This is a genomic window from Mesorhizobium sp. WSM4816, assembly GCF_055811535.1.
Genome location: NZ_JBVVQR010000023.1, coordinates 24599 through 50916, shown reverse-complemented (window position 1 = coordinate 50916; position 26318 = coordinate 24599). Strand labels below are relative to the sequence as shown.

At 64.1% G+C, this 26318-nt stretch carries 24 protein-coding genes and 1 pseudogene; 11 read left to right on the top strand and 14 right to left on the bottom strand.

Annotated elements, in window-relative coordinates; translation table 11 throughout:
• The first annotated feature begins 150 nt into the window (after nucleotides 1-150).
• Complete coding sequence (locus tag AC0L3H_RS22025; protein WP_473586903.1) at nucleotides 151-384, top strand: hypothetical protein; 234 nt, start codon at nucleotides 151-153, stop codon at nucleotides 382-384.
• Between the two features lie 48 nt (nucleotides 385-432).
• Here AC0L3H_RS22025 and cueR read toward each other — a convergent pair whose 3' ends face one another.
• Complete coding sequence (gene cueR, locus AC0L3H_RS22020) at nucleotides 433-855, bottom strand: Cu(I)-responsive transcriptional regulator (protein WP_287361657.1); 423 nt, start codon at nucleotides 853-855, stop codon at nucleotides 433-435.
• A 226-nt stretch (nucleotides 856-1081) separates the two neighbouring features.
• Here cueR and AC0L3H_RS22015 point away from each other — a divergent pair, with 226 nt between their 5' ends.
• Entirely contained in the window at nucleotides 1082-1699 is a 618-nt protein-coding gene (locus AC0L3H_RS22015) for a L,D-transpeptidase (RefSeq protein WP_473586902.1), read from the top strand.
• Nucleotides 1700-1808: 109 nt separating this feature from the next.
• On the opposite strand, the gene AC0L3H_RS22010 is transcribed toward AC0L3H_RS22015, so the two are convergent.
• The 3 genes from AC0L3H_RS22010 to trpS all read right to left on the bottom strand — a co-directional run bounded on the left by AC0L3H_RS22010 (nucleotide 1809) and on the right by trpS (nucleotide 4378).
• Nucleotides 1809-2378, bottom strand: coding sequence for a NifU family protein (locus AC0L3H_RS22010; RefSeq protein WP_023796710.1), 570 nt, complete (start codon nucleotides 2376-2378; stop codon nucleotides 1809-1811).
• Nucleotides 2379-2715: 337 nt separating this feature from the next.
• On the bottom strand, nucleotides 2716-3207 hold the full coding sequence (locus AC0L3H_RS22005) for a universal stress protein (RefSeq protein ID WP_023796709.1): 492 nt from the start codon (nucleotides 3205-3207) through the stop codon (nucleotides 2716-2718).
• Nucleotides 3208-3295: 88 nt separating this feature from the next.
• The gene (gene trpS / locus AC0L3H_RS22000; protein WP_473586878.1) at nucleotides 3296-4378 is read right to left on the bottom strand and encodes a tryptophan--tRNA ligase; all 1083 of its coding nucleotides are present in this window, start codon (nucleotides 4376-4378) and stop codon (nucleotides 3296-3298) included.
• A gap of 215 nt (nucleotides 4379-4593) precedes the next feature.
• Between trpS and AC0L3H_RS21995 the strand changes: the two genes are divergently transcribed.
• The gene (locus tag AC0L3H_RS21995; RefSeq protein WP_473586877.1) at nucleotides 4594-4755 is read left to right on the top strand and encodes a hypothetical protein; all 162 of its coding nucleotides are present in this window, start codon (nucleotides 4594-4596) and stop codon (nucleotides 4753-4755) included.
• Between the two features lie 44 nt (nucleotides 4756-4799).
• Here AC0L3H_RS21995 and murJ read toward each other — a convergent pair whose 3' ends face one another.
• Nucleotides 4800-6383: a murein biosynthesis integral membrane protein MurJ gene (murJ, locus tag AC0L3H_RS21990; protein ID WP_473586876.1), complete on the bottom strand. Its 1584-nt coding sequence runs from the start codon at nucleotides 6381-6383 to the stop codon at nucleotides 4800-4802.
• Nucleotides 6384-6429: 46 nt separating this feature from the next.
• Nucleotides 6430-9225 (bottom strand): [protein-PII] uridylyltransferase, encoded by a 2796-nt coding sequence (locus AC0L3H_RS21985; protein ID WP_473586875.1) that lies wholly within the window; start codon nucleotides 9223-9225, stop codon nucleotides 6430-6432.
• Nucleotides 9226-9521: 296 nt separating this feature from the next.
• Here AC0L3H_RS21985 and AC0L3H_RS21980 point away from each other — a divergent pair, with 296 nt between their 5' ends.
• The 3 genes from AC0L3H_RS21980 to AC0L3H_RS21970 are packed head-to-tail and all read left to right on the top strand — an operon-like array spanning nucleotide 9522 to nucleotide 13349.
• Nucleotides 9522-12026 (top strand): heavy metal translocating P-type ATPase, encoded by a 2505-nt coding sequence (locus AC0L3H_RS21980; RefSeq protein WP_473586874.1) that lies wholly within the window; start codon nucleotides 9522-9524, stop codon nucleotides 12024-12026.
• A gap of 43 nt (nucleotides 12027-12069) precedes the next feature.
• The gene (copM, locus tag AC0L3H_RS21975; protein ID WP_473586873.1) at nucleotides 12070-12471 is read left to right on the top strand and encodes a CopM family metallochaperone; all 402 of its coding nucleotides are present in this window, start codon (nucleotides 12070-12072) and stop codon (nucleotides 12469-12471) included.
• A gap of 32 nt (nucleotides 12472-12503) precedes the next feature.
• Nucleotides 12504-13349 (top strand): aldo/keto reductase, encoded by an 846-nt coding sequence (locus AC0L3H_RS21970; protein ID WP_473490614.1) that lies wholly within the window; start codon nucleotides 12504-12506, stop codon nucleotides 13347-13349.
• Between the two features lie 24 nt (nucleotides 13350-13373).
• Here the strand turns inward: AC0L3H_RS21970 and mutS are convergent, their stop codons facing one another.
• Nucleotides 13374-16124, bottom strand: coding sequence for a DNA mismatch repair protein MutS (gene mutS, locus AC0L3H_RS21965; RefSeq protein WP_473586872.1), 2751 nt, complete (start codon nucleotides 16122-16124; stop codon nucleotides 13374-13376).
• A gap of 142 nt (nucleotides 16125-16266) precedes the next feature.
• Here mutS and AC0L3H_RS21960 point away from each other — a divergent pair, with 142 nt between their 5' ends.
• Nucleotides 16267-18060 carry an NADP-dependent malic enzyme gene (locus AC0L3H_RS21960; RefSeq protein WP_473586871.1) on the top strand — a complete coding sequence of 598 codons (1794 nt, stop codon included), beginning with the start codon at nucleotides 16267-16269 and terminating at the stop codon, nucleotides 18058-18060.
• The gene (locus AC0L3H_RS21955) at nucleotides 18057-18545 is read left to right on the top strand and encodes a phosphate acyltransferase (RefSeq protein WP_473586870.1); all 489 of its coding nucleotides are present in this window, start codon (nucleotides 18057-18059) and stop codon (nucleotides 18543-18545) included. The genes AC0L3H_RS21960 and AC0L3H_RS21955 overlap by 4 nt, the downstream gene beginning before the upstream one ends.
• 17 nt (nucleotides 18546-18562) lie before the next feature.
• Here AC0L3H_RS21955 and AC0L3H_RS21950 read toward each other — a convergent pair whose 3' ends face one another.
• Nucleotides 18563-19555 (bottom strand): adenosine kinase, encoded by a 993-nt coding sequence (locus AC0L3H_RS21950; protein ID WP_473490612.1) that lies wholly within the window; start codon nucleotides 19553-19555, stop codon nucleotides 18563-18565.
• Between the two features lie 194 nt (nucleotides 19556-19749).
• Here AC0L3H_RS21950 and AC0L3H_RS21945 point away from each other — a divergent pair.
• Nucleotides 19750-20442: pseudogene (locus tag AC0L3H_RS21945) on the top strand (sulfate transporter family protein).
• A gap of 100 nt (nucleotides 20443-20542) precedes the next feature.
• Here AC0L3H_RS21945 and AC0L3H_RS21940 read toward each other — a convergent pair.
• The 6 genes from AC0L3H_RS21940 to AC0L3H_RS21915 form a co-directional block, all read right to left on the bottom strand.
• Nucleotides 20543-21538 carry a proline racemase family protein gene (locus AC0L3H_RS21940; RefSeq protein ID WP_473586869.1) on the bottom strand — a complete coding sequence of 332 codons (996 nt, stop codon included), beginning with the start codon at nucleotides 21536-21538 and terminating at the stop codon, nucleotides 20543-20545.
• Between the two features lie 13 nt (nucleotides 21539-21551).
• Nucleotides 21552-22355 carry an isocitrate lyase/PEP mutase family protein gene (locus tag AC0L3H_RS21935; RefSeq protein ID WP_473510354.1) on the bottom strand — a complete coding sequence of 268 codons (804 nt, stop codon included), beginning with the start codon at nucleotides 22353-22355 and terminating at the stop codon, nucleotides 21552-21554.
• Between the two features lie 69 nt (nucleotides 22356-22424).
• Nucleotides 22425-23273: a hypothetical protein gene (locus AC0L3H_RS21930; RefSeq protein WP_473586868.1), complete on the bottom strand. Its 849-nt coding sequence runs from the start codon at nucleotides 23271-23273 to the stop codon at nucleotides 22425-22427.
• 85 nt (nucleotides 23274-23358) lie between these two features.
• A complete protein-coding gene (locus AC0L3H_RS21925) occupies nucleotides 23359-24015 on the bottom strand; it encodes an HAD family hydrolase (RefSeq protein ID WP_473586867.1) in 657 nt (218 codons plus the stop codon).
• Nucleotides 24015-24500: a dUTP diphosphatase gene (gene dut, locus AC0L3H_RS21920; protein WP_473510350.1), complete on the bottom strand. Its 486-nt coding sequence runs from the start codon at nucleotides 24498-24500 to the stop codon at nucleotides 24015-24017. The genes AC0L3H_RS21925 and dut overlap by 1 nt, the downstream gene beginning before the upstream one ends.
• An 84-nt stretch (nucleotides 24501-24584) precedes the next feature.
• Nucleotides 24585-25055: an Lrp/AsnC family transcriptional regulator gene (locus AC0L3H_RS21915; RefSeq protein ID WP_473510348.1), complete on the bottom strand. Its 471-nt coding sequence runs from the start codon at nucleotides 25053-25055 to the stop codon at nucleotides 24585-24587.
• Between the two features lie 115 nt (nucleotides 25056-25170).
• Here AC0L3H_RS21915 and AC0L3H_RS21910 point away from each other — a divergent pair, with 115 nt between their 5' ends.
• Nucleotides 25171-25425 carry a DUF6356 family protein gene (locus AC0L3H_RS21910; RefSeq protein WP_473510346.1) on the top strand — a complete coding sequence of 85 codons (255 nt, stop codon included), beginning with the start codon at nucleotides 25171-25173 and terminating at the stop codon, nucleotides 25423-25425.
• A gap of 14 nt (nucleotides 25426-25439) precedes the next feature.
• Entirely contained in the window at nucleotides 25440-26237 is a 798-nt protein-coding gene (locus AC0L3H_RS21905; RefSeq protein WP_473586866.1) for a class II glutamine amidotransferase, read from the top strand.
• Nucleotides 26238-26318 lie beyond the last annotated feature (81 nt).

The following is a 26318-nucleotide window of genomic DNA, read 5'->3' as shown; positions in this document are numbered from 1 at the left end:
ACGGTTTGAACCCGTTTTTTGGGAGGCACCCAAGCGCGCTTGAAATATGGTTTTGCATGAAATCTTGGCACTCGAACGGACACCGCAAGTTCCACACGTTAGCAATATGAGATACTGTGCGAATGCGGGTGGCTCTAAGGAGTGTGGATGATGAACGCGGACGAGATGCAGGCGGTAGCCGACACCCTGATGCGGGTCGTGACGCCTGACATGGCACCCAAGCAATTGATCAAAGCGGCCAGGAAGGAACACCCGAACGCGTCAAAGAAGGACATCGCTCGCGCGGCGTTCTTCTCGATTATCGCCAACGCCGAAGAAGACCACGGCAAGGCAAGGAACCTGCAGGCATTCGCCATAGCCGAGCGTGTCGATGGTAGCTCTTGATCCCTGGAAATCCCAACCTGCAAAACGGCTGGCATCGCCACGCAACCTTCACACCTGTGCGGGAACGACTTTGTCAGATGGCAAAACCGCCCCCGCGATATCGTCCAGGATCGGGCAGTCCGGCCGGTCATCTCCGTGGCAGGCATGGATCAGCTTCTGCAGGGTCGAGCGCATCGACTGCAGTTCGCGCACCTTCTCCTCGATTGCCGTCACATGCGCGGCGGCGATCTCGCGCACGTCATGGCTGGCGCGGCTGCGGTCCTGGTAGAGCGCCATCAGCTGGCGGCAGTCGTCGATGGAAAAGCCGAGATTGCGCGCGCGGCGCAGAAACGTCAGCCGGTGGATGTCGTCGCCCGAATAATCGCGGTAGCCGTTGCCGGCCCGCGCCGGACGGATCAGGCCGATCTCCTCATAGTAGCGAATGGTCTTGGCCGGCAGGCCGGAACGCTGGGCGGCATCTCCGACATTCATGATTGGTTCCCTAACTTCGGGCGGCCTGGCGGACCGCCCCATTGAATTTCCTACATAATCTTATGAGAGCCGTTGCCGAAAAGCCACAGCTGTGGACTTACCGGCATGTAAGCCCCTGCATATAGGCATCGCCCGCTTGGCAAGCAAAGCAAATGCCAGCATGAATGATGGCGACAAGGCGGCCGTCTCGTGCCGCTACCTTTCGGGCGGGGCATCGGACCTTTTCATGCGCATGAAGTCATTCGCAATCGTCGCGGCACTTGCGCTGTCGACGGCAATTGCCGGTTGCAGCACCATCGGCTCGCAGATCTTCACCAACAACTATGGCCCGATGACCGATGCAGGCTATCATCTGCCGCGCATTCCGATCGAAAAGGTGCCGTTCAAGTACCGCCGGCAGATCGTGAGCTACGACACCGGTGAAAAGCCGGGCACCATCGTCGTCGATACCCAGAACAAGTTTCTCTACTACGTCATGGGCGGCGGCGAGGCGATGCGTTACGGCATCGGCGTCGGCCGCGAGGGTTTTGAATGGCGCGGCACCGCCCGCATCGCGGCGAAGCGCGAATGGCCGACCTGGACGCCGCCTTCGGCGATGATCAAGCGTCAGCCGGAACTCGCCAAATTTGCCGGCGGCATGGATCCCGGATTGACCAACCCACTCGGCGCGCGCGCCCTGTATCTGTTCAACAAGGGCGGCGATTCAGGCTACCGCCTGCATGGCAGCCCGGAGTGGAACTCGATCGGCAAGGCGATGTCGTCGGGTTGCATTCGGCTGATGAACCAGGACATCATCGACCTTTATGACCGTACCTCCGTCGGCGCCAAGGTCATCGTTCTCTAGAGCTCATACGCGGACCGTCTAGGCAACAACTGACGTCCCAAAACAAAAAACCGGGCAATTTGGCCCGGTTTTTTGTGTCGCGCGAAGCGCGAATTGACGTCCTTTGATCTTAAGAGACCTGTTCGACCTGCTGCACTTCGGGCACAAAATGCCGGAGCAGGTTCTGGATGCCGTGCTTCAGCGTCGCCGTCGACGACGGGCAGCCGGCGCAGGCGCCCTTCATGTGCAGGAACACGGTGCCGTTCTCGAAGCCACGGAAGGTGATGTCGCCACCGTCCTGGGCGACGGCCGGACGCACCCGCGTGTCGAGCAGTTCCTTGATGGTGATGACCAGTTCCTCGTCGGCCTTGTCGTAGAATTCGCCGGTCTGGCTGGTCTCGGCGGCGGGGCCGGCCCTGGCCATGACCGGCGCGCCGGACATGAAGTGCTCCATGATGGCGCCGAGGATCGCCGGCTTCAGATGCTGCCAGTCGGGGCCGTCCTTGGTCACGGTGACGAAATCATAGCCAAAGAAGACGCCGGTCACGCCGGGGATCTCGAACAGCCGGCCGGCCAGCGGTGAAGCCGCGGCAGCGCTGTCGGCATCGCGGAAATCGGCGGTGCCTTCGACAAGCACTTCCTTGCCGGGCAGGAACTTCAATGTCGCCGGATTTGGCGTCGATTCGGTCTGGATGAACATGGACGTCTCCGAGCCCGTTCGGGCATATAGTTTGGAATAATTCTAAATAGGCCTTATCGGCAGGACATTCAAGCGAAACGCAACGCCGGAACCGCCGCCCGAGAGAATGTTTTTTCTTCTACCGCGCCGGGCATCCTATTTGACATGCAACGGCTGTAGCACTTCGATTTTGCTCCGGGCCAAGTAATTCGCGCTAAGGTGTGTTGAGATTCAGGTTAGGCCGCGCCGAGAATGGTGGATTCCGAGAACCGGAGCGGAGCGTACTTTTGGTACGTGAGCACCGGAAGCGCAGGAAACCGCCGTTCGCAGGCCGGCCTCACCTGAATATCAGCACACCTTAGGCCAGGCTGTCGATTTCCTCGTCCGACAGGTTCTGCGGTACCACTGTCACCGGGATCGGGAAGGCGGCGCCCTTGCCGGCGACCGCGCCGACCAGCGGGCCCGGCCCCTCCTTGCCGGCGCCGGCGGCCAGCACGAGGATGGCGATATCCTGGTCCTCCTCGATCAATTTGTGGATCTCTTCCGTCGGCTTGCCTTCGCGCACCACCAGTTCCGGCTCGATGCCGAGTTTTTGGCGCACCTTGTTGGCATAGCTGTCCAGTGCGGCGCGCGCGGTGGCGGTAGCCTCCTCGCGCATGATCTTCTCGACACCCAGCCAATGCTGGAAATCGTCCGGCTCGATCACATAGAGCAGCACCAGCACGCCGCTGGTGCTCTGCGCGCGCTTCGAGGCGTAGACGACGGCCCGTTCGCATTCGGGCGTGTCGTCGATGATCGCCAAAAACTTGCGGCGATGGCCGGCTTCGCGGCTGAGGCGTTTGGAGACCATATTCTACCTCAAATGGTTTCGATCGCAATCTGCCACCGCCACGGCCCGGCCGCAAGCGACCGGCGGATGTAGCGATATTGGCTGCAGATTAACCCTGCAGCAGGCCGATGATGTCGCGCACGGTCTTCATCGTCGCCTCGGCCAGCAGGCCGGCCCGCTCGCCGCCGTCGCTCAGCACCGCATCGACATAGGCGCGGTCGTCGGAAATGCGGCGCATTTCGCCGGCGACCGGCGCCAGCTTTTCTACGGCAAGGTCGGCCAGCGCCGGCTTGAACACCGAAAACTGCTGGCCGCCGAACTCTTTCAGCACTGCCTCCTTCGATATCTCGGCGAGACCCGCATAGATGCCGACCAGGTTTTCGGCTTCCGGCCGGCCGGCCAGGCCGTCCAATTCGCCAGGCAACGCCTCCGGGTCGGTCTTGGCCTTGCGGATCTTCTTCGAGATGCTGTCGGCATCGTCGGTCAGATTGATGCGCGACAGGTCCGACGGATCCGACTTCGACATCTTCTTCGAGCCGTCGCGCAGCGACATGATACGCGCCGCCGGTCCGCCGATGATCGGTTCGGTCAGCGGGAAATAACCGTTCACGGTCTCCTCGCCGACCTTCATCTCGACGCCGACGCCAAGGCCGGCGATGCGGTCGGAAAAGTCGTTGTTGAATTTTTGCGCGATGTCTCGGGTTAGCTCCAGATGCTGCTTCTGGTCATCGCCGACCGGCACATGGGTGGCGCGGTAGACAAGGATGTCGGCCGCCATCAGGCTCGGATAAGCGAGCAGCCCGAGCGAGGCGTTCTCGCGATCCTTGCCGGCCTTGTCCTTGAACTGCGTCATCCGGTTCATCCAGCCGATGCGGGCCACGCAGTTGAAGATCCAGGCAAGCTCGGCGTGCTGCATGACCCGCGACTGGTTGAAGACGATGTGCTTCGTCGGGTCGATGCCGGAGGCGAGAAACGCCGCGGTGATCGCGCGCGTCTGGTCCTTGAGATCCTCATGGACAAGCTGCGCGGTCAGCGAATGCAGGTCGACGACGCAATAGATGCAATCGGAGGTGTCCTGCAGGGCAACGAATTTCTTGATGGCGCCGAGATAGTTGCCGAGGTGCAGATTGCCGGTCGGCTGGACGCCGGAAAAAACGAGGGGCTTGAAGGCAGGCTGATTGGCGTCGGTCATGGTGCTTCCCTGGCTTGTGGAGGGCCGTTTCGCGCGCGGCGAAAGTCTTGCGACGGCGCGCTTATGGACGAGAGCGAGGTGACGATCAAGGGGCTATAGGCGATCGCAGCAGAGCGATTGCTTCAGGTCGGATTGCTTGTTCGATGTTGTTGGCGCTGCGCCTATTGCGCCTGTCTCGGCTTGCATATTCTGCAAACGATCTGACGAGAAAATGGATGACCATCTCAAACGAGAAAGCTTTGGAGCACCGACATGGCCGCGAGACACCGCTGCAGACAGCGGCGCGGCTTCGGGCCGAATTCGGGATCGAACTTAGCAAGCAGGCACGTAAGCCGCTGCCGCGCCCGGTCTATGACGAATTGTCCGGCGAAGACTGATGCTTGTCGACGGGGTCCTACGGTTAGGTTTACGGATCTGGAGACTATTCCCTGGTCGAAGGGGAGCCCTTCCGCCTGATACTGCGCCGGATCATGCCGAAATCCGCCCCCCCGGTGACGAAGGCGGTGACGAAGTAAAGCAGCGCCCCGCCGGCGACGAGCCCAAGCAGCGTTGCCGCCTTGACCACCAGCGGCGAGCCCGAAGCCAGTTGGGCGGCGAACCAGTGCTCGGCAAAATACAGCGCCGCCGCCATTACCGCCGCCGACAGCACCAGCCGTGGGATGCGTCTGATGAGCGGCACGTCGCGGCCCCAATGGCCGCGCCGGATCAGCACGCCGAGCAGCATCAGCGCATTGGCCCAGCCGGCGACGGCCGAGGCGACGGCAATGCCCGGCGCGCCCATCTGCGGAAACAGCGTCAGCGCGGTGGTGATGTTCACAGCAACCGAGATGGCGGCGAAGATCATCGGCGTGCGCGTGTCCTCGCGGGCGAAATAGCCGGGGGTGAACGCCTTGATCAGCACGAAGCCCGGCAGCCCCAAGCCGAAGATCGCCAGGATCGCCGCCACGATCGGCGTCGAGTTGTTGGCGGCAAATGCCCCGCGTTCGTAGACCAGCCCGACGATCGGCTCCGCCATGACCAGCAGTGCCGCCGCCGCCGGCAAGGTCAGGAACAGCGTGAACTCCACCGACCGGTTCTGCAGATTGGCCGCCTCGACCAGATTGCCCGACTTCAGCGCCCGCGACAGTTCGGGCAGAAGCACTATGGCGACGGCGATGCCGACGACGCCGAGCGGCAGCTGGTAGATGCGGTCGGCATAGGCGAGCGACGACACCGCGCTTTCCTGCGACGAGGCGATTGCGGTGCCGACCAGCTGGTTGATCTGGGTGATGCCGCCGGTGATCGCCGCCGGCAGCGCCAGGATCAGCAGCCGCTTGACATTGGGCGTCATCCTTGGCCGGCGAAAGCCGATCGAGATGCCGGCATGGCGCACCGCCACCCAGACGATCGCCAGTTGCACCAGCCCCGCCGCCAGCACGCCCCAGGCCAGTGCGAAGCCAACGGTGCGCGCGTCCGATCCCTTCTGCCAGGCATAGGCGAGCACGCCGATCAGGATAACGTTTAGGAACACCGGCGCCACCGCGGCGGCGAAATAGCGGCGCAGCGAATTCAGCATGCCGGCCATCATGGCGCCGAGCGACATGCAGATCAGATAGGGAAACATGATGGTCGCGAGCCGGACCGTCATCTCGAACTTTCCCGGCGAGTCGGCAAAGCCCGGTGCAACCAGGTAGCGCACGATCAGCGGCATCGCCAGTTCCATGGCGATGGTCAGCGCCAGCAGCGCCGTGAACAGCACGCCGAAGACCTCTTCGGAAAAGCGCTTGGCGCCGTCGGTTCCGTGGGTTTCGATCTCCTTGGCGAAGAGCGGCACGAAGGCGGCGTTGAAGGCGCCTTCGGCAAACAGCCGGCGGAAGGTGTTGGGAAACTGGAAGGCGGCGTTGAAGGCGTCGGCGATCGGCCCGGTACCGAGCGACGCCGCCATCAGCATCTCGCGGCCGAAGCCGAGAGCGCGGCTCATCAGCGTGCCGGAAGCGACCGTCGCGAACTTTTTGACAAGGCTCATGCGTCTGGAAACTGCCTGCAGGATTGGGACAAATGAGTGGTGGCTGTCACTCGGCGGCGGCCTTGGCCTTGCCGCCGCGCTCGGTGCCTTCGAGGATCGCGATCAGCCTGTTTTGGATGGCGGCCATGCGGGTCGGGCTGTCGATCTTCTGGCCGGTGAGATCGGTGACATAGAAGGTGTCGATGACCTTTTCGCCGAACGTGGTGATGTGTGCCGAGGCGATGTCGAGCGACAGGTCGGACAGCGCCCCGGTGATCTCGGACAGCAGGCCCGGCCGATCCAGCCCCTCGACCTCGATCACCGAGAACCGGTTCGACAGCGTGTTGCGGATTTCGGCGCGCGGCTGGATGCGGAAAACCTTGGCGCCGCGCCGCGGCTTGGTGCGCTTCTCGATCATCTCCGGCAGCCAGCTCTTGCCCGACAGCACGTCCTCGATCAGACGGCCGACGCGCTCGGCGCGGCGGCGCTCGTCCTCGTCGCGGTCGAATTCCCTCGAGATCAGGATGGTGTCCAGCGCGCGGCCGTCGGAGGTGGTGAAGATCTGCGCGTCGACAATGTTGCCGCCGGCCGCCACACAGGCGCCGGCAATGACCGACAGCAGGCGGGGATGGTCCTGCGCCAGCACGGTGATCTCGGTCACCGCCTCGAACTGATGGGTCTTGATCATCGTGGCGAGCTTCTTGCCCGCCGCATCCGCCTCGCGGATGAATTCCGCGTGGCGAAGCTGGTCGGCGAGATCGACCGCCAGCAGATAATTCTCATAGTGCTTGGCGACATAGCGCTTGCGCGCCTTTTCCGGCCAATCGGCGAGCGCCTCGGCCAGCTTTTCGCGGGCAGCCGCGGTGCGCATCGCACGCGACACTTCCGAAAACCCGCCAGTCAACAGCAATTCGGTCTCGTAGTAGAGCGTGCGCAGCAACTGCCCCTTCCAGCCGTTCCAGACGCCAGGCCCGACGCCTCTGATATCGCAGACGGTCAGGACGAGCAGCAGCTTCAGCCGTTCGACCGACTGCACGATCGCGGAAAAGTCCTCGATCGTCTTGCGGTCGTTGAGGTCGCGGGTCTGCGCCGTCATCGACATGGCGAGATGGTTCTCGACCAGCCAGGCGACCGTTTCGGTATCGGCCGCCGACAGCCCCATATGCGGGCAGATGCGCCGAGCGATCCGGGCGCCCGCTTCGGAATGGTCCTCCGGCCGGCCCTTGGCGATATCGTGCAGCAGCACCGCGACATAAAGCGCCTCGCGGCTTTTCTTCAGCCCCGGCATCAGCGAGTGGGCAAGCGGGTGGATCTTTTCACCGTCGCCACGCTCGATCTCGGCCAGCACGCCGATACAGCGGATCAGGTGCTCGTCCACCGTATAGTGGTGGTACATCGAGAACTGCATCATGGCGACGATCTTGCCGAAATCCTGGATCAGTTTTGCCAGCAGTCCCGCCTCGTTCATGCGCCTGAGATTGAGTTCGGCATTGCGGTCCGACGTCAATATGTCGAGGAACAGCCGGTTGGCTTCATCGTCGCGCCTGAGCGCCTTGCCGACGAGGCCGAGCGAACGGGTCAGCAGCTTCAGCGCATCGGGGTGAAATTCCAGCCCGTGCTTGTCGGCGAGCCAGAACAGCCGCAAGAGATTGACCGGATCGCGCTCGAACACCAGGTCGTCGGCGATGTTGATGCGATGGTTGTCGACAATGAAATCTGACGTGCCGGCAAGCTTGCGCTTGCGGCGCGAGAAGGTAAGGAAGATGCGGTTGAAGCCCGGCACATGCTTGGCCTGCTCTTCCTCGAGCGCCGCGCAGAAGATGCGGGTCAGATCGCCGACGTCCTTGGCGACGAGGAAGTAATGCTTCATGAAGCGCTCGACCGCCGACAGGCCCGGATGTGTGGTGTAGCCCAGGCGCTCGGCGATCTCGCGCTGGATGTCGAAATGCAGCCGTTCCTCGGCCTTGCCGGTGAGGAAATGCATGTGGCAGCGCACCGCCCACAGAAAGTCCTCGGCCTTCTGGAATTCCCGGTATTCGGTACTGGTGAAGACGCCCTTGTCGACCAATTCCTCGCCGGTGCGGACCCGGTAGAAATACTTGCCGATCCAGAACAGCGTCTGCAGGTCGCGCAGGCCGCCCTTGCCGTCCTTGACGTTGGGTTCGACCAGATAGCGGCTTTCGCCGGCCTTGGCATGACGCTCGTCGCGTTCGGCAAGCTTGGCCTGCACATATTCGGGTCCGGTCGTGCGCACCACCTCGCGGTCGAAGCGCTGCAAGAGCTCGTCGTAGAGCTTCTGCTCGCCCCACAGGAAACGCGCCTCCAGGATCGAGGTGCGGATGGTGATGTCGGTGCGCGACTGCCGCAGGCATTCGTCGATGTTGCGGGTGGCGTGGCCGACCTTCAGCCCGAGGTCCCATAGCACGTAGAGCATGTATTCGACGATCTGCTCGCCCCATGGCGTCTGCTTGTAGGGCAGCAGGAAGAGGAGATCGATATCGGACCCTGGCGCCAGCGTGCCGCGGCCATAGCCGCCGACCGCGACGACGGCCATGCGTTCGGCCGATGACGGGTTTTTGACGCGATAGACATGGGTGGCGGCGAACTCGTAGAGCGCGCGGATGATCTCGTCCATGAGATGCGACAGCCGGGCGGCGCAGGCGGTGCCGCCGCCGTCGTCCATCAGCATGCGTTCTGCGATGCTGCGGCCGGCGGCCAGCCTGCCCTTGAGAAGCTGGAGAACACCGGTGCGCGCAGCCTTGCCGGAGCCGTCGCCTGCCGTGGCCGCAGTCAGCGCGGTCATCTCGCGGCGCAAGGCTGCGCCGTCGATCAGTTCGTCGAGCTTGAGAGAGATTTTTGCCATAAGTGCCGTTCGGCCTCGCCGTTTGGCGGCGTCTATAGCGCGTTTTCGCGGCGCTGTGTATGGGGCGGGCGGACACGATCTGCACGGGAGTCGAAACCGGAAGATCATCTCCTGCCGCAGTTGCTAGATGGTCTTGCTGGACAAGTTTTCCAAGCCCAAGAGTGGTTTGGGTGCGGGATGTTCCGCCCAGGCCGTGCGGCATGCGCCACGGCACAATTGCCGAAATTCGGCCTTGACCTTCCAGTCACTGGAAGCACTACCCTCCGTTGCAAGTTCGAGACAGAGAGGCCTTCCGCATGACCCATTCCGGCCACGACCATCACGCCCATAGCGGTTGCTGCTCGCCGAAAGCTGCTCCGTCCGTCGCCGACGCAGTCATTCGCGACCCGGTCTGCGGCATGACCGTCGATCCGCTCGCCGGCAAGCCGACCGCCGATCATGGCGGCCATCGCTATCATTTCTGCAGCGAGCGCTGCCGTTCGAAGTTCACGGCCGAGCCGGAAAACTACATTACCGCCACCGATCCGGTCTGCGGCATGCGTGTCGAGCGTGCCGCCGCGAAGCACTTTTCCCGGCATGAAGGCCAGGGCTTCTATTTCTGCTCGGCCGGCTGCAAGGTGAAGTTCGAGGCGGAGCCGGCAAAGTATCTTGGCGACAGGCCGGAGCAGCAGGCGATGCCGAAAGGCACGCAATACACCTGCCCGATGCATCCCGAAATCGTCCGCGACAAGCCAGGCGCCTGCCCGATCTGCGGCATGGCGCTGGAACCGATGGGCGTGCCGACCGGCGACGAGGGCCCGAACCCGGAACTGGTCGATTTCACCAGGCGCTTCTGGGTGAGCGCCGTGTTGTCGGTGCCATTGCTGATCTTCGCCATGGCGCCGATGCTCGGCATGACGTTTAGCGCCTTCATCGACGATTCGACCAAGATCTGGGTGGAATTGGCGCTGGCCAGCCCGGTTGTGCTGTGGGCGGCTTTTCCTTTCTTCCATCGCGGCTGGGAATCGGTTCTCAACCGCAGCCCCAACATGTGGACGCTGATTTCGCTCGGCGTTGGTGCCGCCTATCTCTACAGCGTCGCCGCCGCGCTGTTCCCCGATCTATTTCCGCACCAGTTCCGCGGTCATCAGGGCACGGTGCCGGTCTATTTCGAGGCAGCCGCCGTCATCGTGGCGCTGGTTTTCCTCGGCCAGGTGCTGGAATTGCGCGCCCGTGAAAAAACCGGTTCGGCTATCCGCGCGCTGCTCGACCTCGCGCCGAAGACGGCGCGGCTGATCGGCGAGGACGGTTCTGAAAACGACGTGCCGCTCGACACGGTCAAGGCCGGCGACCGCCTGCGCATCCGCCCCGGCGATGCCGTGCCGGTCGACGGGATCGTGCTGGAAGGCCGCTCTTCGATCGACGAATCGATGCTGTCCGGCGAGCCGCTGCCGGTCGAAAAGACTGGAGGCGATTCCGTCACCGGCGGCACGCTCAACAAGAACGGTTCGCTGATCATGCGCGCCGAGAGGATCGGCGCCGAAACCACGCTGGCGCGCATCGTCGCGCTCGTCGCGAAGGCGCAGCGTTCGCGCGCGCCGATCCAGGGCCTGGCCGACCGCGTCTCCTTCTATTTCGTCCCGGCCGTCGTCGTGATTGCAATCGTTGCGTTCATCGCTTGGGCGATCTTCGGGCCGCAACCCAGCCTGATCTTTGCCATCGTCTCGGCGGTCTCGGTGCTGATCATCGCCTGTCCCTGCGCACTGGGGCTTGCCACGCCGATGTCGATCATGACCGCCACAGGACGCGGCGCGCATGCCGGCGTGCTGATCAAGGACGCCGAGGCGCTCGAGCGCTTTGCCTCGGTCGACACGCTGATCGTCGACAAGACCGGCACTTTGACAGAAGGCCGGCCGAGATTGACCGAAATCGTCGCTGCCGAGGGTAGGGCGGACGATGATCTGCTGGCCCTTGCCGCCGGCCTCGAAAAAGGCTCGGAGCATCCGCTGGCCGAGGCAATCGTCGAAGGCGCCCGGGAACGCGGGGTAAAGATTCCCGACGCCGGCAGTTTCGAGGCGGTCACCGGCAAGGGCGTTTCCGGCACGGTGTCGGGACAGAAGGTGGCGCTCGGCAATGCCGCGATGATGGCTGATCTCGGCATCGATATCGCATCCATCTCGACAAGCGCCGAGGCGCTGCAGGCAGAGGGCAAGACCGCGATGTTCGTCGCCGTCGGCAACAAGCTGGCCGGCATCGTCGCCGTCGCCGACCCGATCAAGGCGACGACGTCAGAGGCGATCAAGGCGCTGCACGAGCGCGGCCTGAAGATCATCATGGCGACCGGCGACAACGAACGCACGGCGAAGGCCATCGCAAGCAAACTCGGCATCGACGAGGTGCGTGCCGGCCTGCTGCCGGAACAGAAGAGCGCGCTGGTCGAAGAGTTGCGCGCCAGCGGCGCCGGCGTCGCCATGGCCGGCGACGGCGTCAACGACGCGCCGGCGCTGGCTGCCGCCGATGTCGGCATCGCCATGGGCACCGGCGCCGATGTCGCGGTCGAAAGCGCCGGGATCACGCTGGTCAAGGGGGATCTCAACGGCATCGTCCGGGCCCGCACGCTCGCCCAGGCGACGATCCGCAACATCCGCCAGAACCTGTTCTTCGCCTTCCTCTACAATTTGCTTGGCGTGCCGGTCGCCGCCGGCGTGCTCTATCCGCTCACCGGCACACTGTTGTCGCCGATGCTGGCGGCAGCGGCGATGAGCCTGTCCTCGGTTTCGGTGATCACCAACGCGTTGCGGCTCAGGACGTTGAAACTCTGAGCCAGGTCCCCAGATAGGAACTCGTTCAAAAAGGAGATCATGAATGACGTTGGCCAAGAAGATCGTGCTGCTGCTGATGGCGGCCGGAATGCTGCTAGCCGTTTTCCTGGAAAGCATTCCGTCGCAAGCCCAGGAGACGAAACACGACATGGGGGCGCACGACATGGGAGCGATGGGCGCGCAGGGCGCCTCGACCGATAGCTACAAGGCGGCGATGGACAAGATGCACAGCGCGATGATGGCGATCGAATATTCCGGCAATGCCGATGTCGATTTCGCCCGCGGGATGATCCCGCATCACCAGGCGGCTATCGACATGGCCAAGGTCGAGCTTGCCAATGGCAAGGATCCGGAAATGCGCAAGCTGGCCGAAACGGTGATCGCGGCGCAGGAAGCCGAGATCAAGCGGATGCAGGATTGGCTGGCCGCCCATCCGGTGAAGTAGCATCAGCCATCGGGCCTCGACTGGAGCACGCCATGCCGTCAACGATAAGAACCACAACATTGCCCTCGGGCGAAGCCGTTCCCGTGCTGGGTCAAGGCACCTGGAAAATGGGCGAGGACGCCCGCCGCCATGCCGATGAGGTCAATGCCCTGAAGCTTGGGCTGGATCTCGGCATGACGCTGATCGACACCGCCGAAATGTATGCCAGCGGCGGCGCCGAGGAAGTGGTGGCGGATGCTATTGCCGGGCGCCGCGACGAGGTGTTCCTGGTCTCCAAGGTGCTGCCGTCCAACGCCTCGCGCACCGGCGTGCCGGCTGCCTGCGAGGCAAGCCTCAGGCATCTGCGCACCGACCGCATCGATCTCTATCTGCTGCACTGGCCCGGCAGCGTGCCGCTGGCGGAAACGGTCGAGGCCTTCGAAGCGTTGAAAAAAGCCGGCAAGATCCGCCATTGGGGCGTTAGCAATTTTGACACTCATGAGATGGAGGAACTGGTCAGCCTGCCGGCCGGCGACGGCGTCCAGACCAACCAGATCCTCTACAATCTGTCCCAGCGCGGCCCCGAATTCGACCTTGCGCCCTGGAGCCGGCAGCGTGGCATTCCGCTGATGGCCTATTCGCCGGTCGACCAGGGCGTATTGGCGCGCAACGCCAGCCTCGAAGCCATCGCTGCCCGCCACGATGCGACGCCGGCTCAGCTGGCGCTGGCCTGGGTGATGGCACAGGACGGCGTCATCGCCATTCCAAAGGCCAGCAAGCAGGAGCATATCCGCCAGAATGTCGCGGCGCTCGACATCGAGCTTACGCGTGAGGATTTCGCCGAAATCGACCGCGCCTTCCCGCCGCCGCGGCGCAAGCAGGGCCTGCAGATGATTTGAGGGATGGGAGCGGACGAGGCCCAGCTATTTCCCCGCCATCCCCTTCAGCCGATACAGCGCCTCCAGCGCCTCCCGCGGCGTCATCTCGTCGGGGTTGATCGCGCCGAGCGCGGCGCCCAGTGCATCGTCCTTCACCGGCTTCGGCGCTTCCCGTTTCACCGCCACCGAAAACAGCGGCAGATCGTCGACCAGCCGGTTGGCCTTGCCCGAAACCTCGCCAGCTTCCAGTTGGTGCAGCACTTCCCTGGCCCGCCCGACCACCGCCTCCGGCAAGCCGGCCAGACGCGCCACCTGCACGCCGTAGGAGCGGTCGGCGGCACCCTTGCCGACCTCGTGCAGGAAGACCACGTCGCCTTCCCATTCCTTGACCCGCATGGTGACATTGTGCAGTCGAGCGAGCTTGCTGGCCAGCGCAGTCATTTCGTGAAAATGGGTGGCGAAAATCGCCCGGCAGCGGTTTTTTTCGTGCAGATACTCGACCGCCGCCCAGGCGATCGACAGGCCGTCGAAGGTGGCGGTGCCGCGGCCGATCTCGTCGAGGATCACCAGCGCGCGTTCGCCGGCCTGGTTGAGGATCGCCGCCGTTTCGACCATCTCGACCATGAAGGTCGAACGGCCGCGCGCCAGGTCGTCGGAGGCGCCGACACGTGAAAACAGCCGGTCGACGACGCCGATATGGGCTGATGCCGCCGGCACGAACGAGCCGGTCTGGGCGAGGATGGCGATCAGCGCGTTCTGCCTGAGGAAGGTCGATTTGCCGCCCATATTCGGGCCGGTCAGCAGCCAGATCGCGCCGTTTCTGGCATTGCCTTCCGGCGACAGATCGCAATCATTGGCGACGAACGGTCCTTCGCCCGAACGCCGCAGCGACTGTTCCACCACCGGATGCCGTCCGCCCGAAATGGCGAAGGCGAGGCTCGCGTCCACGATGGGTCGGCACCATGCCTCGCCTTCGGAAAGCAGCGCCAGTGCCGCCGACACGTCGAGCACGGCGAGTGCTTCGGCGCCGGCGCGGATCGTGTCCGCCTCGCCAACGGCTTCCGCCGTCAGCCTGTCGAAGGCGGCAAGCTCGATCGCCAGCGCCCGGTCGGCGGCATTGGCGATCTTCGATTCCAGCTCGGCCAGTTCGGTCGTGGTGAAGCGCATCGCGTTGGCCATGGTCTGGCGATGGATGAAGCGCGCCTTCGCCCCGTCGCTGCTCGTCATGATCGCATGGTTGTTGGCGGTGACTTCGATGTAGTAGCCAAGCACATTGTTGTGCCGGATTTTCAGCGAGCGGATGCCGGTTTCGTCGATCAGCGAGCGCTCCAGCCCGGCGATCACCTTGCGCGATTCATCGCGCAGCGCCCGCATCTCGTCGAGCTCGGCGTTGTAGCTGGAACGGACGAAGCCGCCGTCGCGCTTGAGCAGCGGCAGCTCGTCGGCGAGCGCCCGTGTCAGATGCTCGGCCAGCGGGCGCGGCAGCGCCTCGATCGCCGCCAGCGCCGCCGCCAATTCTGGCGACAGGGCGGTCGCCCCAAACAGTTCGGCAATAGCGCCGGCGGCCTCGAACCCGGCACGCAGCGCGCCGAGATCGCGCGGGCCACCGCGGTTGAGCGCCAGCCGCGACAGCGCGCGTGGCATGTCGGCGACGCTCTTCAGGCTCGCCCGCACCGCTTGGCACAGCCGTGTCTCGGACCGGAAGAACGACACCGAATCCAGCCTTGCGCCAATTGCCGCCGGATCGGTCAGCGGTGCCATCAGCCGGTCGGCGAGCAGCCGCGCGCCGCCGCCGGTCACCGTGCGGTCGATCGCCTTGAACAGCGAGCCCTCGCGGCTGCCGGACAGCGTGCGCAGCAGTTCCAGATTGGCGCGTGTCGCCGGATCGATGAACAGCGTCGAACCCTGCTCCTCGCGCTCGGGCCGCGACAGCGGCGGTCGCTCGGCCTTCTGCGTCTTCTCGACATAGGCGATGGCGCCCGAGATCGCCGACAGTTCGGCGCGGGAAAACGTGCCGAAACTGTCCGGCGTCGCCACCTCGAAGAAACGGGCGATGCGCCCGGCGGCCGACGCCGAATCGAACAGGCTCGGCGGCTGCGGATTGGCGACGCGGCCGAGCACATCGAACACCGGTTTCAGCTCCGGATCGTAAAACACCGGCTCGGCGACGATCAGCTCGCGTGGGTCGACGCGAAAGACATCGGCGAGCAGCCGGTCGGCGGTCGTCTCGGCAACGCGGAATGCGCCGGTCGAGATCTCGATCCAAGCCAGCGCAAAACGTCCTTGGTTCCGTGTCGCGCTGCCGCGCTCCCCGCCTATTGGATCGGCCCCGCCCTTGACCCGGCCAAGTGCCATCAAGAAACTCGATTCCGACGGCGCCAGCAATTTCTCCTCGGTGATGGTGCCGGGCGTCACCAGCCGCACCACGTCGCGGCGCACCACCGATTTGCCGCCGCGTTTCTTCGCCTCTGCCGGATCCTCGATCTGCTCGCAGACGGCGACGCGGAACCCTTGTCCAATCAGCTTCTGCAGATAATCGTCGGCGGCATGCACCGGCACGCCGCACATCGGGATGTCGAGGCCCTGGTGCTTGCCACGCTTGGTCAGGACGATGCCGAGCGCCCGGCTCGCCTTCTCGGCGTCGTCGAAGAACAGCTCGTAGAAATCGCCCATGCGGTAGAACAGCAGCGAATCCGGGTTCGCCGCCTTGATCTCGATATACTGCTCCATCATCGGCGTTGCTGGCGCAAAGGCCGGCGTAGCGCTGTCGCTGCGAATGGGCGTTTCGTCGTTCAAGAAGTTGCTTCCAAAATTTGCCAAGCCATCTGCTTGGCGGTTTACAGCGGCGAAGTGTAGCCTTAATCCCGAACGTTCCACAAAAGAAAGCATCGCGCCCGTCTCAACGAGGTGCTGCACGGGTGAGGAAATCGAAAGCATCATGGCCAAGAAAACCGAAAGCAACGGCCCCTCCGTCAGCGCGCAGGAGGCGCTGGAATTCCACGCCATGGGCCGCCCGGGCAAGCTGGAGATCGTCGCCACCAAGCCGATGGCCACCCAGCGCGACCTCAGCCTCGCCTATTCGCCGGGCGTCGCGGTTCCGGTGCTTGCCATTGCCGAGGATCCCAGCCGCGCCTTCGACTACACGGCGCGCGGCAACATGGTCGCCGTCATCTCAAACGGCACCGCCATCCTCGGCCTCGGCAATCTCGGCGCGCTGGCCGCCAAGCCGGTGATGGAAGGCAAGGCGGTGCTGTTCAAGCGCTTCGCCGATGTCGATTCGATCGATCTCGAGGTCGACACCGAGGATGCCGAAGAGTTCATCAATTGCGTGCGCTTCCTTGGCCCGTCGTTCGGCGGTATCAATCTGGAAGACATCAAGGCGCCGGAATGCTTCATCATCGAGCAGCGGCTGCGCGAACTTATGGACATACCGGTCTTTCATGACGACCAGCACGGCACCGCCATCATTTCGGCGGCCGGCCTGATCAACGCGCTGGAAATCACCGGCCGCGACATGAAGACCACCAAAATGGTCTGCAACGGCGCCGGTGCCGCCGGCATCGCCTGCATCGAACTGATGAAGGCAATGGGCTTTGCGCCCGAAAACATCATCCTGTGCGACACCAAAGGCGTCGTCTTCCAGGGCCGTACCGAAGGCATGAACCAGTGGAAGTCGGCGCACGCCGTCAAGACCGACGCGCGCTCGCTGGCCGAGGCGCTCGACGGTGCCGACGTGTTCCTCGGCCTCTCAGCCAAGGGCGCGCTGACCACCAAGATGGTGCAGTCCATGGCCGAGAAGCCGATCATCTTCGCCATGGCCAACCCCGATCCGGAGATCACGCCGGAGGAAGTCGCCGAAATCCGCGCCGATGCCATCATGGCCACCGGCCGTTCGGACTATCCGAACCAGGTCAACAACGTGCTCGGCTTCCCTTACATCTTCCGCGGCGCGCTGGACGTGCGGGCGACCACCATCAATGACGACATGAAGATCGCCGCGGCGCGTGCGCTCGCCGAACTGGCGCGCCAGGATGTGCCCGACGACGTCGCCGCCGCCTACCAGGGCATGCGGCCGAAATTCGGCCCCAACTACATCATCCCGGTGCCGTTCGACCCGCGCCTGATCTCGGCCATTCCGATCGCGGTTGCCAAGGCCGCAATGGAATCCGGCGTCGCGCGCAAGCCGATCCTCGACCTCGACCGCTACGCGCAGGAGCTTTCCGCCCGCCGCGATCCGATCGCCTCGACGCTGCAGCGAATCTACGACCGCGTGCGCCGCCAGCCCAAGCGCATCGTTTTCGCCGAGGGCGAGGAGGAGCAGGTGATGCGCGCCGCCGTCTCCTATGTGAACCAGCGGCTCGGCACCGCCATCCTGCTCGGCCGCGACGACATCATCAAGGAGAACGCCAGGAACGCCGGCATCGAACTGAACAAGCAAGGCATCGAGATCATCAATGCCAGGCTGTCGCGCCGCAACGGCGTCTACACCGACTATCTGTACGAGCGCATGCAGCGCAAGGGTTTTCTGTTTCGCGACTGCCAGCGCCTGATCAACAATGACCGCAACCATTTCGCCGCCTGCATGGTGGCGCTGGGCGATGCCGATGGCATCGTCACGGGCGTCACCCGCACTACTCGACGGCGCTCGACGACATCCGCCGCATCATCGACGCCAAGCCCGGCCACCGTGTCATCGGCGCCTCGATCGTGCTGGCGCGGGGCCGAACCGTGATTGTCGCCGACACCGCCGTGCACGATATGCCGAATGCCGAACAGATCGCCGACATCGCCGAGGAGGCCGCCGGCTTTGCCCGCCGCATGGGTTATGAGCCGCGGCTGGCCATGCTTGCCTATTCCACCTTCGGCCATCCGCAGGGCGAGCGCTCCGAACGCATCCAGGAAGCGGTGCGCATCCTCGACAAGCGGCGCGTCGATTTCGAATATGACGGCGAGATGGCCGCCGACGTGGCGCTCAGCGCACGCGCCATGGCGCAATACCCGTTCATCCGGCTGACCGGCCCGGCCAATGTGCTGATCATGCCGGCCTTTCACTCGGCCTCGATCTCGACCAAGATGCTGCAGGAGCTCGGCGGCTCGACCGTTATCGGCCCGCTGCTGGTCGGCCTGGACAAGCCGGTTCAGATCGTCTCGCTCAACGCCAAGGACAGCGACATCGTCAACATGGCGGCGATTGCCGCATATACGGCGGGGGCCTGAGGAGCGAGCGCCTCTTCCTAAATCAGGCCTGCCTGCTCAGCCTCGTGGCGTAAATTCTGCCGCGGCCTTGGCCCGATCTGCTGGATCACCAGCCCGGCCGCCAGCGAGCCGAGATCGCCGCAATGCTTCAGGCTGCGGCCTTGCGTGTAGCCGTAGAGGAAGCCGGCGGCATAGAGGTCGCCGGCGCCGGTGGTGTCGACCAGCTCGCGGATTTCCGTCGCATTGATGGTGACGGTCTCGTCGCCGCGCACGATGACCGAGCCCTTTTCGGAGCGGGTGACGGCGGCGATCTTGCAATCCTTGCGGATCTGGGCCAGCGCCTCGTCGAAGGAGGCGGTCTGGTAGAGCGACTTGATCTCGTGGCTGTTGGCAAAGACGATGTCGACGGTGCCCGAGCGCATCAGCTCCAGAAACTCGTCGCGGTAGCGGTCGACGCAGAACGAATCCGACAATGTCATCGACACTTCGCGCCCGGCTGCATGGGCGAGCTTCGCCGTCTGCCGGAACGCTTCCTTGGCGCGCGGCGGGTCCCACAGATAGCCCTCGAAATAGGTGACGGCGGCGCCAGACGCCTTGTCCGCTTCGACATCCTCAGGACCGAGCTCGACGCAAGCGCCGAGATAGGTGTTCATCGAGCGCTCGCCGTCCGGCGTGACGAAGATCATCGAGCGCGCCGTTGGCGGTTCGCCTTTGAGCGGCCTGGTGTCGAAGGCGACGCCCTGGGCGTGCATGTCATGGGCGTAGATTTCGCCGAGCGTGTCGTTCGAGACCTTGCCGAAGAAGGCGGCGCGACCGCCGAAGCTGGCGACGCCCGCCGCCGTGTTGCCGGCGCTGCCGCCGGAGGCTTCGATGGCCGGGCCCATGCGGCTGTAGAGCAGCTCGGCGCGCCTCGTGTCGATCAGGTTCATCGCGCCCTTGATGATGCCGTTTGTCTCAAGGAATGCCTCGTCGCACTGGGCGATGATGTCGACAATGGCATTACCGATACAAAGCACGTCATAGTTCGGCATCAATCATGTCTCCGCGAAAAACCACCGGCTTTCTGGCATGCCGGCCGCGGGCGGGTCTAGCGATTTGATGCGGCTTTGCCTAGGTCGTGATTTTAATTGGCGTGACGCCGCACGTGGTTGCGCCCTTGGTTGCGCTTGTGACTTCTCGTGTCTCCGCTTATTTCGCAGATGTTCAACATGGAATTGGAAACGCCGTGATCTCCAGCGCCGCCCGCGCCGCCGCCAGCCAGCTGTTCTCGCCCGAATTCCGCTCGGTGTTCGTAAAAACGCTGGGCCTGACCTTGCTGGCGCTCGCCGCGCTTTGGTTCGCCATCGAGGGCCTGTTCGAATGGCTGGCCTGGCCATGGATCGACGCATGGCTGCCCGCCCTGCCGTCCTGGGCCGGATGGCTGGGCGTCATCGTCGCCGGGATCGGTCTGGCGCTGGGTCTGGCGCTGCTGATCGCGCCGGTGACGGCGATCATCGCCGGCCTGTTCCTCGACGACGCCGCCGAACTGGTCGAGCGCACCGACTATCCCAATGACCCGCCCGGCCGCGCCATGCCGGCGCTGCCTCGCTGGTGCTGGCGATAAGATTCTTCGGCGTCGTCATCCTCGGCAACATCGTGGCCTTGCTGCTGCTGCTGGTGCCGGGCATCAACATCGCTGCCTTCTTCATCGTCAACGGCTATCTGCTGGGACGCGAATTCTTCGAATTCGCCGCCATGCGCTTTCGCCCGGAGGCCGAGGCCCGGGCATTGCGCAAAAAACATGCCGTCACGGTGTTTCTCGCCGGGCTGGTGGTCGCTGCCTTCCTCGCGGCCGCTGCTCAACCTTTTGACGCCGCTGTTCGCCGCCGCCATGATGGTGCACCTGCACAAGGCGATCTCGGCGCGGGAAGCAGCGTAGGAGTGCTGATGCTCAGGTGAGGCCGGCCTGCGAATGCCGATGGCCTGCGCTTCCGGGGCGTACCCAACGGTACGCTCGGTTCCGTTTCTCGGGGCCGGCGCTAACGTAAAAGAAAACCACGTCCCAACTCGTCCTCGGGTTCGACGATGAATTCGGCCCGCCCGCAGTAGAAGGCGCGGCCGCCGACGCGGGCGATGATGGCGTCATGCGGCCCGGCTTTCGCGGTCCTCGCCACGCTGCCGGAAAAGCGCGAGCCTGCAACACTCTCGAACAGCCGCGTCTGACCGGCGATTTCGCCCTTGGCATGCATTGCCGTCAGCCGCGCGGCGACGCCCGATCCGGTTGGCGAACGGTCGACCTCGGCGTCGGCGAAGACGCAGATGTTTTTGGTCGGGCTATCGGCATATGCGTCCTGTCCGTCGGTCAGGATGGTGCCGTAGAGAAAGGCAAGGTCGGCATGGTCCGGATGCGACAGCGGGAATACTTTCTTCAGCCTCTCCGTCAGCGCCGTCGCCGCATCGACGAAATCGCGCACGCGGTTCTTGCCGAACTCCAGCCCGAACTGGCGGCAATCGGCGAGCGCATAGAAGGCGCCGCCATAGGCGATGTCGAAGCTGATTGCCCCGAAGCCCGGCAATTCGATCTGCTGGTTGCGGGCGAACAGAAAGGCCGGCACGCTTTCGAACGATACAGCACCGGCCTTGCCATCTTGCACCTCGACCGAGGCGACGACCAGTCCGCACGGCGCCTCGATTTTGACTGTCGTCAGCGGCTCCTGCCGCGCCACCAGTCCCTCGTCGACGGCGTAGCGGCCGAGCGCGACGATGGCGTGGCCGCACATCGTCGAATAGCCCTCATTGTGCATAAACAGCACGGCCAGGTCGGCGCCGGGCAGATCGGGTTCCACCAGTAGCGCGCCATACATGTCGTGATGGCCGCGCGGCTCGAACATCAGGATCTTCCTGAGATGATCGAGGTGATCGCGCACATAGGCGCGTTTTTCCAGGATCGTGCCTGCAGGAATCCTGGGATAACCACCGGTGACGATCCGCAGCGGCTCGCCGCCGGTGTGCATGTCGACGACGCTGAGCTTCATGCGTTGGGCCAATCTAAGCTGAAGATTTGGCAAACAACGCCTGCAGCTTGCCGAACGGCATGGCGGTGCGGGTGAAGCCGAAGGTGCCGTCCTGCTGGATCTCACGTGCCGCCGTTTCCAGCATGCCGAAGGCGTAATTGGTCAGCCAGGGCCCGAGCGAAATGCGCTTGACCCCTGCCAGGGCAAGATCGGCGACGGTGAAGCCGGGCCTCACCATGACGTTGACCGGCTTGGTCAGCGCCGAGCAGACGGTTTGCACCGTCTCGACATCGCCGAGGCCTGGCGCGTAGAGCACGTCGGCGCCGGCCTTCTCGAAGGCCTGCAGCCGCTTGATCGTGTCGTCGATGTCTGGCCTGCCCCACAGAAAATTCTCGGCCCGCGCGGTGAAGACGAAGTCGTGCTTCAGCGCCCGTGCCGCCTCCGCTGCAGCGGCGACGCGCTCGACGGCATGCGAAAATTCATAAATCGGCTTGTCGGGCTCGCCGGTGTGGTCCTCGATCGAGCAGCCGGCGAGGCCTGCCGCTTCGGCTGCGAAGATAGTTTCCGCGGCACTTGTCGCGCTGTCGCCCTTGCCCTTCTCGAGGTCGGCCGAGACCGGCAGGCCGGTCGCCGCGGTCACGTCGCGGCAGTGGTGGATCATCGCCTCGAAGGTCACCGCGCCATCGGGCAGGCCGCGCGAAAAGGCAAAGCCGGCGCTGGTCGTCGCCAACGCCTTGAAACCGAAGGAGGCCAGCAGTTTCGTCGTGCCGACGTCCCAGGGGTTGGGCATGACGAAGATCGAACTGTGCAGGTCGCGAAAGATTTTGCCCTTGTCCATGGATGCTCCCCAGAGTGCGAAGCGCATTTTATCCCGCCACTGCCCGCCGGGCAAACGAATGCGAATGGGTCAGAAGCGATTGGCGTTCTCTCCTGCCAATTTGTCCAGTGCGTCGGACCCCTTGACGTATGCGGTCCCGTCCCAATGGTAGGTGACGGAGATGTCGCGCGAGGAAGCCTCGGGCGCCGGATCGTCGCAACTTTCGCCATTCGGCACGGTGGCATCGGTCACCGTCGCCTTGATAGCCGCATAGGGCTGGCCTTCCGCAACGGTCTGAAACCCCAACTCCTGCGTGCGCCTGTAGGCACACAGGGACTCGTCGAACGTATAGATCATGTCGATCAGCTCGAACCTGTCGTCGCGGACCAGGATCAGCGGCGTGCTCACATAGCCCTGGCTCGAATTGAAATGCGTGCTCAGGGTGATGATGGCGTCATCGCCGGGCCCGATCGGCAGCTTGCCCGGATCGCGGAGATAGGTGCTCCGGTCGACGGCGACATTGACAGCGTCGAGCAGTCTCGGCTTGCCGGCAAGATCGTAAAGCGCCAGCACCGCAAAGCCCTCAGCGCTGTCGGAGGAACTGCCGAGGTCGAACAGCATGGCCAGCCGCTCCTTGCCGCCGGCCCTGATCTGGAGCACGCCAGCATCGGAAAAGCCCGACGTTTCGGGTGGCACGCCACCGCTATCCCCACCTTCGATATGGCGCATCTCGATCGGCATGGAACCACGGTAGAAGCCGTCCTTGTCCGCCGCCAGATCGGGAATGACCATCCTGGCGAGGTCGAGATAGGTCGTGTCCTCGTGGCCGGGAACGGCGCTGCCAAGGTCCGGGAAGCTGACGCCCTGCGCGCCGGCCGCGGCCCACAGACACGGCAGCAGCAAGCAGGCGAGGGTGAAGCGAAACAGGATCGAGTTCATAGGCTGGGCGCCTCCCACTGTCGAACATTGGCAAGCTAGCATGGGCGCCTGGCGCGTCCAGCCGGATAAAAACCTGAAGACCAGATCAGGGGATCGGCACCAGCCCGGCCAGCTCGCGCATGTCGTCAAACAGGATGCCGCCGGCCTCGGTCAGGCCGTCGCGGTCGGAATGCGGGTCGCCGTAGTAGGAAAATACGCGCATGCCGGCGGCAATGCCGGCTAATGTCCCGGCGACGCTGTCCTCGATGACGATGCAGTCGGCGGGCGCGAAGCCCATCGTGCTTGCGGCATGCAGGAACAGGTCGGGAAACGGCTTGCCGCGCGAAACCATGGTCGAGCTGAACAGTGCATGCTCGAACAGCGGCAGCAGCCCGGTCTGGCCGAGCGTGATGTGCATTTTAATCACCCGCGCCGACGAAGCGACGCAAGTTGCGATCCCGGCAGCGTGCACGGCTTCGATGAACTGCCTGACATAGGGGACGGCTTCGACGCCATGCGCGAACAGGTCCGGCAGTCCGGCATTCCAACGGTCGACGAAATCGGCGCCGAGGCTGGCGCCGGTCGCCTCGACTTCCTTCTGCACCGAGACCATGGCGCGACCGGAGAAGTTCTTGCGGCAATATTCGAAGCTTGCCGGGTATCCGGCGGCGCTGAGCCATTCGGCAAGGCGCCGATTGGCTAGGTTTTCGGTGTCGACCAGAACCCCGTCGCAATCGAAGATGACGAGTTTGGGTAGCAACATCAGGCCGTGCCGGTCGATCCGAAGCCGCCGGAGCCGCGCGTCGTTCCGCCGGCCAAGCTGCGCTCATCGACCATCGCCTGCGTCACCGGGGCGAAGACGATCTGCGCGATCCGCATGCCGCGCGTCACCGCGAAATCCTCGTCGCCAAGATTGATCAGCAGCACCTTGACCTCGCCGCGATAGTCGCTGTCGATGGTGCCCGGCGTGTTGAGGCAGGTAAGCCCGTGCTTGAAGGCGAGGCCCGAGCGTGGCCGGACCTGGCCTTCCACCCCCTCAGGGATCTCCAGGATCAGTCCGGTCGGCACCAGCGCGCGTTTTCCCGGCAGGATCAGCAGCGGCCGGTCGTCCGGCACCGCGGCGCGCAGATCCATGCCGGCGGCGCCCGGGCTTTCATAGGCGGGAAGCGGCAGGCCTTCACCGTGCGGCAGCCTGATGAAGCCGACGGCCGGACCGATGACGGAGGAAGTGTAGAGGGCTGCGCGCATGAGGCTGATCCTATCGCTATCAACGCCGATTCAGTCAACTCGGCGGCCAGACTATCAACGGCTTTCTTTCAGCGCAGTTCCGTTTCAGCGCAGTTCTACGGGGACGATGGTCGTCTCCTTGATCTCCTCCATGACGAAGGAGGCCGAAACATCCGACAGCGCCACCTTGGCGATAAGCCGCTGATAGAGCCGGTCATACGCCTTCACGTCGGCGACGCGGGCGCGCAAGACATAGTCGAGGTCGCCGGACATGCGGTAGACGCCGGTGATCTCGGGAAAGCCGCCCACTGCCGCCCGAAATTTTTGCAGCCAGTCGGGATCATGATTGGAGGTCCGGACCAGGATGAACACCGAAAGGCCAAGGCCAAGCTTGTCGGCATCGACCAGCGCCACCCGGCCGGTGATGACGCCGTCTTCCTCGAGCCGCTTGACCCGGCGCCAGCAGGCGTTGCGCGACAGCGACACCCTTTGCGACAATTGGTCGACCGACAGCGTGCCGTCGCGTTGCAGTTCGGCCAGCAATCTTCGGTCGATCTCATCGATTTCCAGAGCCATGTGGGATGCTTGTCCCATTATTTGGCCAAACACAAGGATGATTTGGGACCGATGAACCAGAAGCTCGTGCCAGAATACTCAGCATCGGGGGCTTACCCAGCCAGGAGGGATCACCATGACGACACGGCTTGCAAGGCTCTTTACCTCTCACCCGGCCAAGGTGGGCGAGACCTATTTCAGCCATATGGCCTTCGCGGCGTGGTTCTGCTCGCGTCTGTTCATGGCAGCGTTCGCCGCACTCATTCACGCTTTCTTGCCATTTCTGTGTGAGACTACGGCCAGCCGAATCGTCCGCGAGCTCTATGAGCGCACGCACAACAGAGGCACACACGCGATCAAGGAGCCTGCGGCTCGCATGGATCGCGCCTGAGGGAAGATTGAGCGATGTGCCGGTGGGCGGCCTACCTTGGCGAAGCGGTTTTCCTGGAAGACATCGTCACGGCGCCCTGCCATTCGCTGATCGCCCAGAGTCATTGCGCCCAGGAAGCCAAGTCGCCGACCAATGGCGATGGCTTTGGTCTCGCCTGGTACGGCGACCGGCCCGAACCGGGCCTGTATCGCGACATCCTGCCGGCCTGGTCCGATCCCAATCTGAAGAGCCTGTGCCGGCAGATCAGGTCCAGCCTGTTCCTGGCCCATGTGCGCGCCTCGACCGGCGGCGCCACCAGCCGCATGAACTGTCATCCCTTCACTGCCGGCCGCTGGTCGTTCATGCACAACGGCCAGATCGGCGGCTTCGAAAGAATCCGCCGCGCACTGGAAAACGCGCTCTCCAACGATGTCTTCGATCGCCGCGAGGGCACCACCGATTCCGAACTTTTCTTTCTCCTGATGATCGACGAGGGTCTGGCGGGCGATCCGCAAGGCGCGGTGTCGCGCGCTACGGCGCGGGTGATCGACGCCTCGCGCCGCGCCGGCTTCGAACCGGCGCTGAGACTTACCGCCGCCTTGTCGGACGGCGAATCGCTCCATGCGGTGCGCTATGCGACCGATGCCCACGCGCCGACGCTCTACACCTCCGTCTTCCGCAACGGCGGGCGATGCCTGATGTCGGAGCCTTTCGACCGTGATGGCGGCGACTGGCAGCCGATCCCGCCCTCTAGCTTCGTCACCATTACCAGAGACGGCATGACCACTCGTCCATTTGCGCCGGAACCGGCAAGACTGGCGCTGGCCGTGTAGCTCCCTCGCTATCGCGGCAACATCGCGGGACAGCGCCCCCTCAACAGACCCTCGCAGCGCAATTCCGATCAAGCACCACCT

What these genes read in the sequence shown, in the direction of transcription:
- AC0L3H_RS22025 (WP_473586903.1), top strand. Translation starts at nt 151, where the DNA reads ATGAACGCGGACGAGATGCAGGCGGTAGCCGACACCCTGATGCGGGTC.
- cueR (WP_287361657.1), bottom strand. Translation starts at nt 855, where the DNA reads ATGAATGTCGGAGATGCCGCCCAGCGTTCCGGCCTGCCGGCCAAGACC.
- AC0L3H_RS22015 (WP_473586902.1), top strand. Translation starts at nt 1,082, where the DNA reads ATGCGCATGAAGTCATTCGCAATCGTCGCGGCACTTGCGCTGTCGACG.
- AC0L3H_RS22010 (WP_023796710.1), bottom strand. Translation starts at nt 2,378, where the DNA reads ATGTTCATCCAGACCGAATCGACGCCAAATCCGGCGACATTGAAGTTC.
- AC0L3H_RS22005 (WP_023796709.1), bottom strand. Translation starts at nt 3,207, where the DNA reads ATGGTCTCCAAACGCCTCAGCCGCGAAGCCGGCCATCGCCGCAAGTTT.
- trpS (WP_473586878.1), bottom strand. Translation starts at nt 4,378, where the DNA reads ATGACCGACGCCAATCAGCCTGCCTTCAAGCCCCTCGTTTTTTCCGGC.
- AC0L3H_RS21995 (WP_473586877.1), top strand. Translation starts at nt 4,594, where the DNA reads ATGACCATCTCAAACGAGAAAGCTTTGGAGCACCGACATGGCCGCGAG.
- murJ (WP_473586876.1), bottom strand. Translation starts at nt 6,383, where the DNA reads ATGAGCCTTGTCAAAAAGTTCGCGACGGTCGCTTCCGGCACGCTGATG.
- AC0L3H_RS21985 (WP_473586875.1), bottom strand. Translation starts at nt 9,225, where the DNA reads ATGGCAAAAATCTCTCTCAAGCTCGACGAACTGATCGACGGCGCAGCC.
- AC0L3H_RS21980 (WP_473586874.1), top strand. Translation starts at nt 9,522, where the DNA reads ATGACCCATTCCGGCCACGACCATCACGCCCATAGCGGTTGCTGCTCG.
- copM (WP_473586873.1), top strand. Translation starts at nt 12,070, where the DNA reads ATGACGTTGGCCAAGAAGATCGTGCTGCTGCTGATGGCGGCCGGAATG.
- AC0L3H_RS21970 (WP_473490614.1), top strand. Translation starts at nt 12,504, where the DNA reads ATGCCGTCAACGATAAGAACCACAACATTGCCCTCGGGCGAAGCCGTT.
- AC0L3H_RS21960 (WP_473586871.1), top strand. Translation starts at nt 16,267, where the DNA reads ATGGCCAAGAAAACCGAAAGCAACGGCCCCTCCGTCAGCGCGCAGGAG.
- AC0L3H_RS21950 (WP_473490612.1), bottom strand. Translation starts at nt 19,555, where the DNA reads ATGCCGAACTATGACGTGCTTTGTATCGGTAATGCCATTGTCGACATC.
- AC0L3H_RS21940 (WP_473586869.1), bottom strand. Translation starts at nt 21,538, where the DNA reads ATGAAGCTCAGCGTCGTCGACATGCACACCGGCGGCGAGCCGCTGCGG.
- AC0L3H_RS21935 (WP_473510354.1), bottom strand. Translation starts at nt 22,355, where the DNA reads ATGGACAAGGGCAAAATCTTTCGCGACCTGCACAGTTCGATCTTCGTC.
- AC0L3H_RS21930 (WP_473586868.1), bottom strand. Translation starts at nt 23,273, where the DNA reads ATGAACTCGATCCTGTTTCGCTTCACCCTCGCCTGCTTGCTGCTGCCG.
- AC0L3H_RS21925 (WP_473586867.1), bottom strand. Translation starts at nt 24,015, where the DNA reads ATGTTGCTACCCAAACTCGTCATCTTCGATTGCGACGGGGTTCTGGTC.
- dut (WP_473510350.1), bottom strand. Translation starts at nt 24,500, where the DNA reads ATGCGCGCAGCCCTCTACACTTCCTCCGTCATCGGTCCGGCCGTCGGC.
- AC0L3H_RS21915 (WP_473510348.1), bottom strand. Translation starts at nt 25,055, where the DNA reads ATGGCTCTGGAAATCGATGAGATCGACCGAAGATTGCTGGCCGAACTG.
- AC0L3H_RS21910 (WP_473510346.1), top strand. Translation starts at nt 25,171, where the DNA reads ATGACGACACGGCTTGCAAGGCTCTTTACCTCTCACCCGGCCAAGGTG.
- AC0L3H_RS21905 (WP_473586866.1), top strand. Translation starts at nt 25,440, where the DNA reads ATGTGCCGGTGGGCGGCCTACCTTGGCGAAGCGGTTTTCCTGGAAGAC.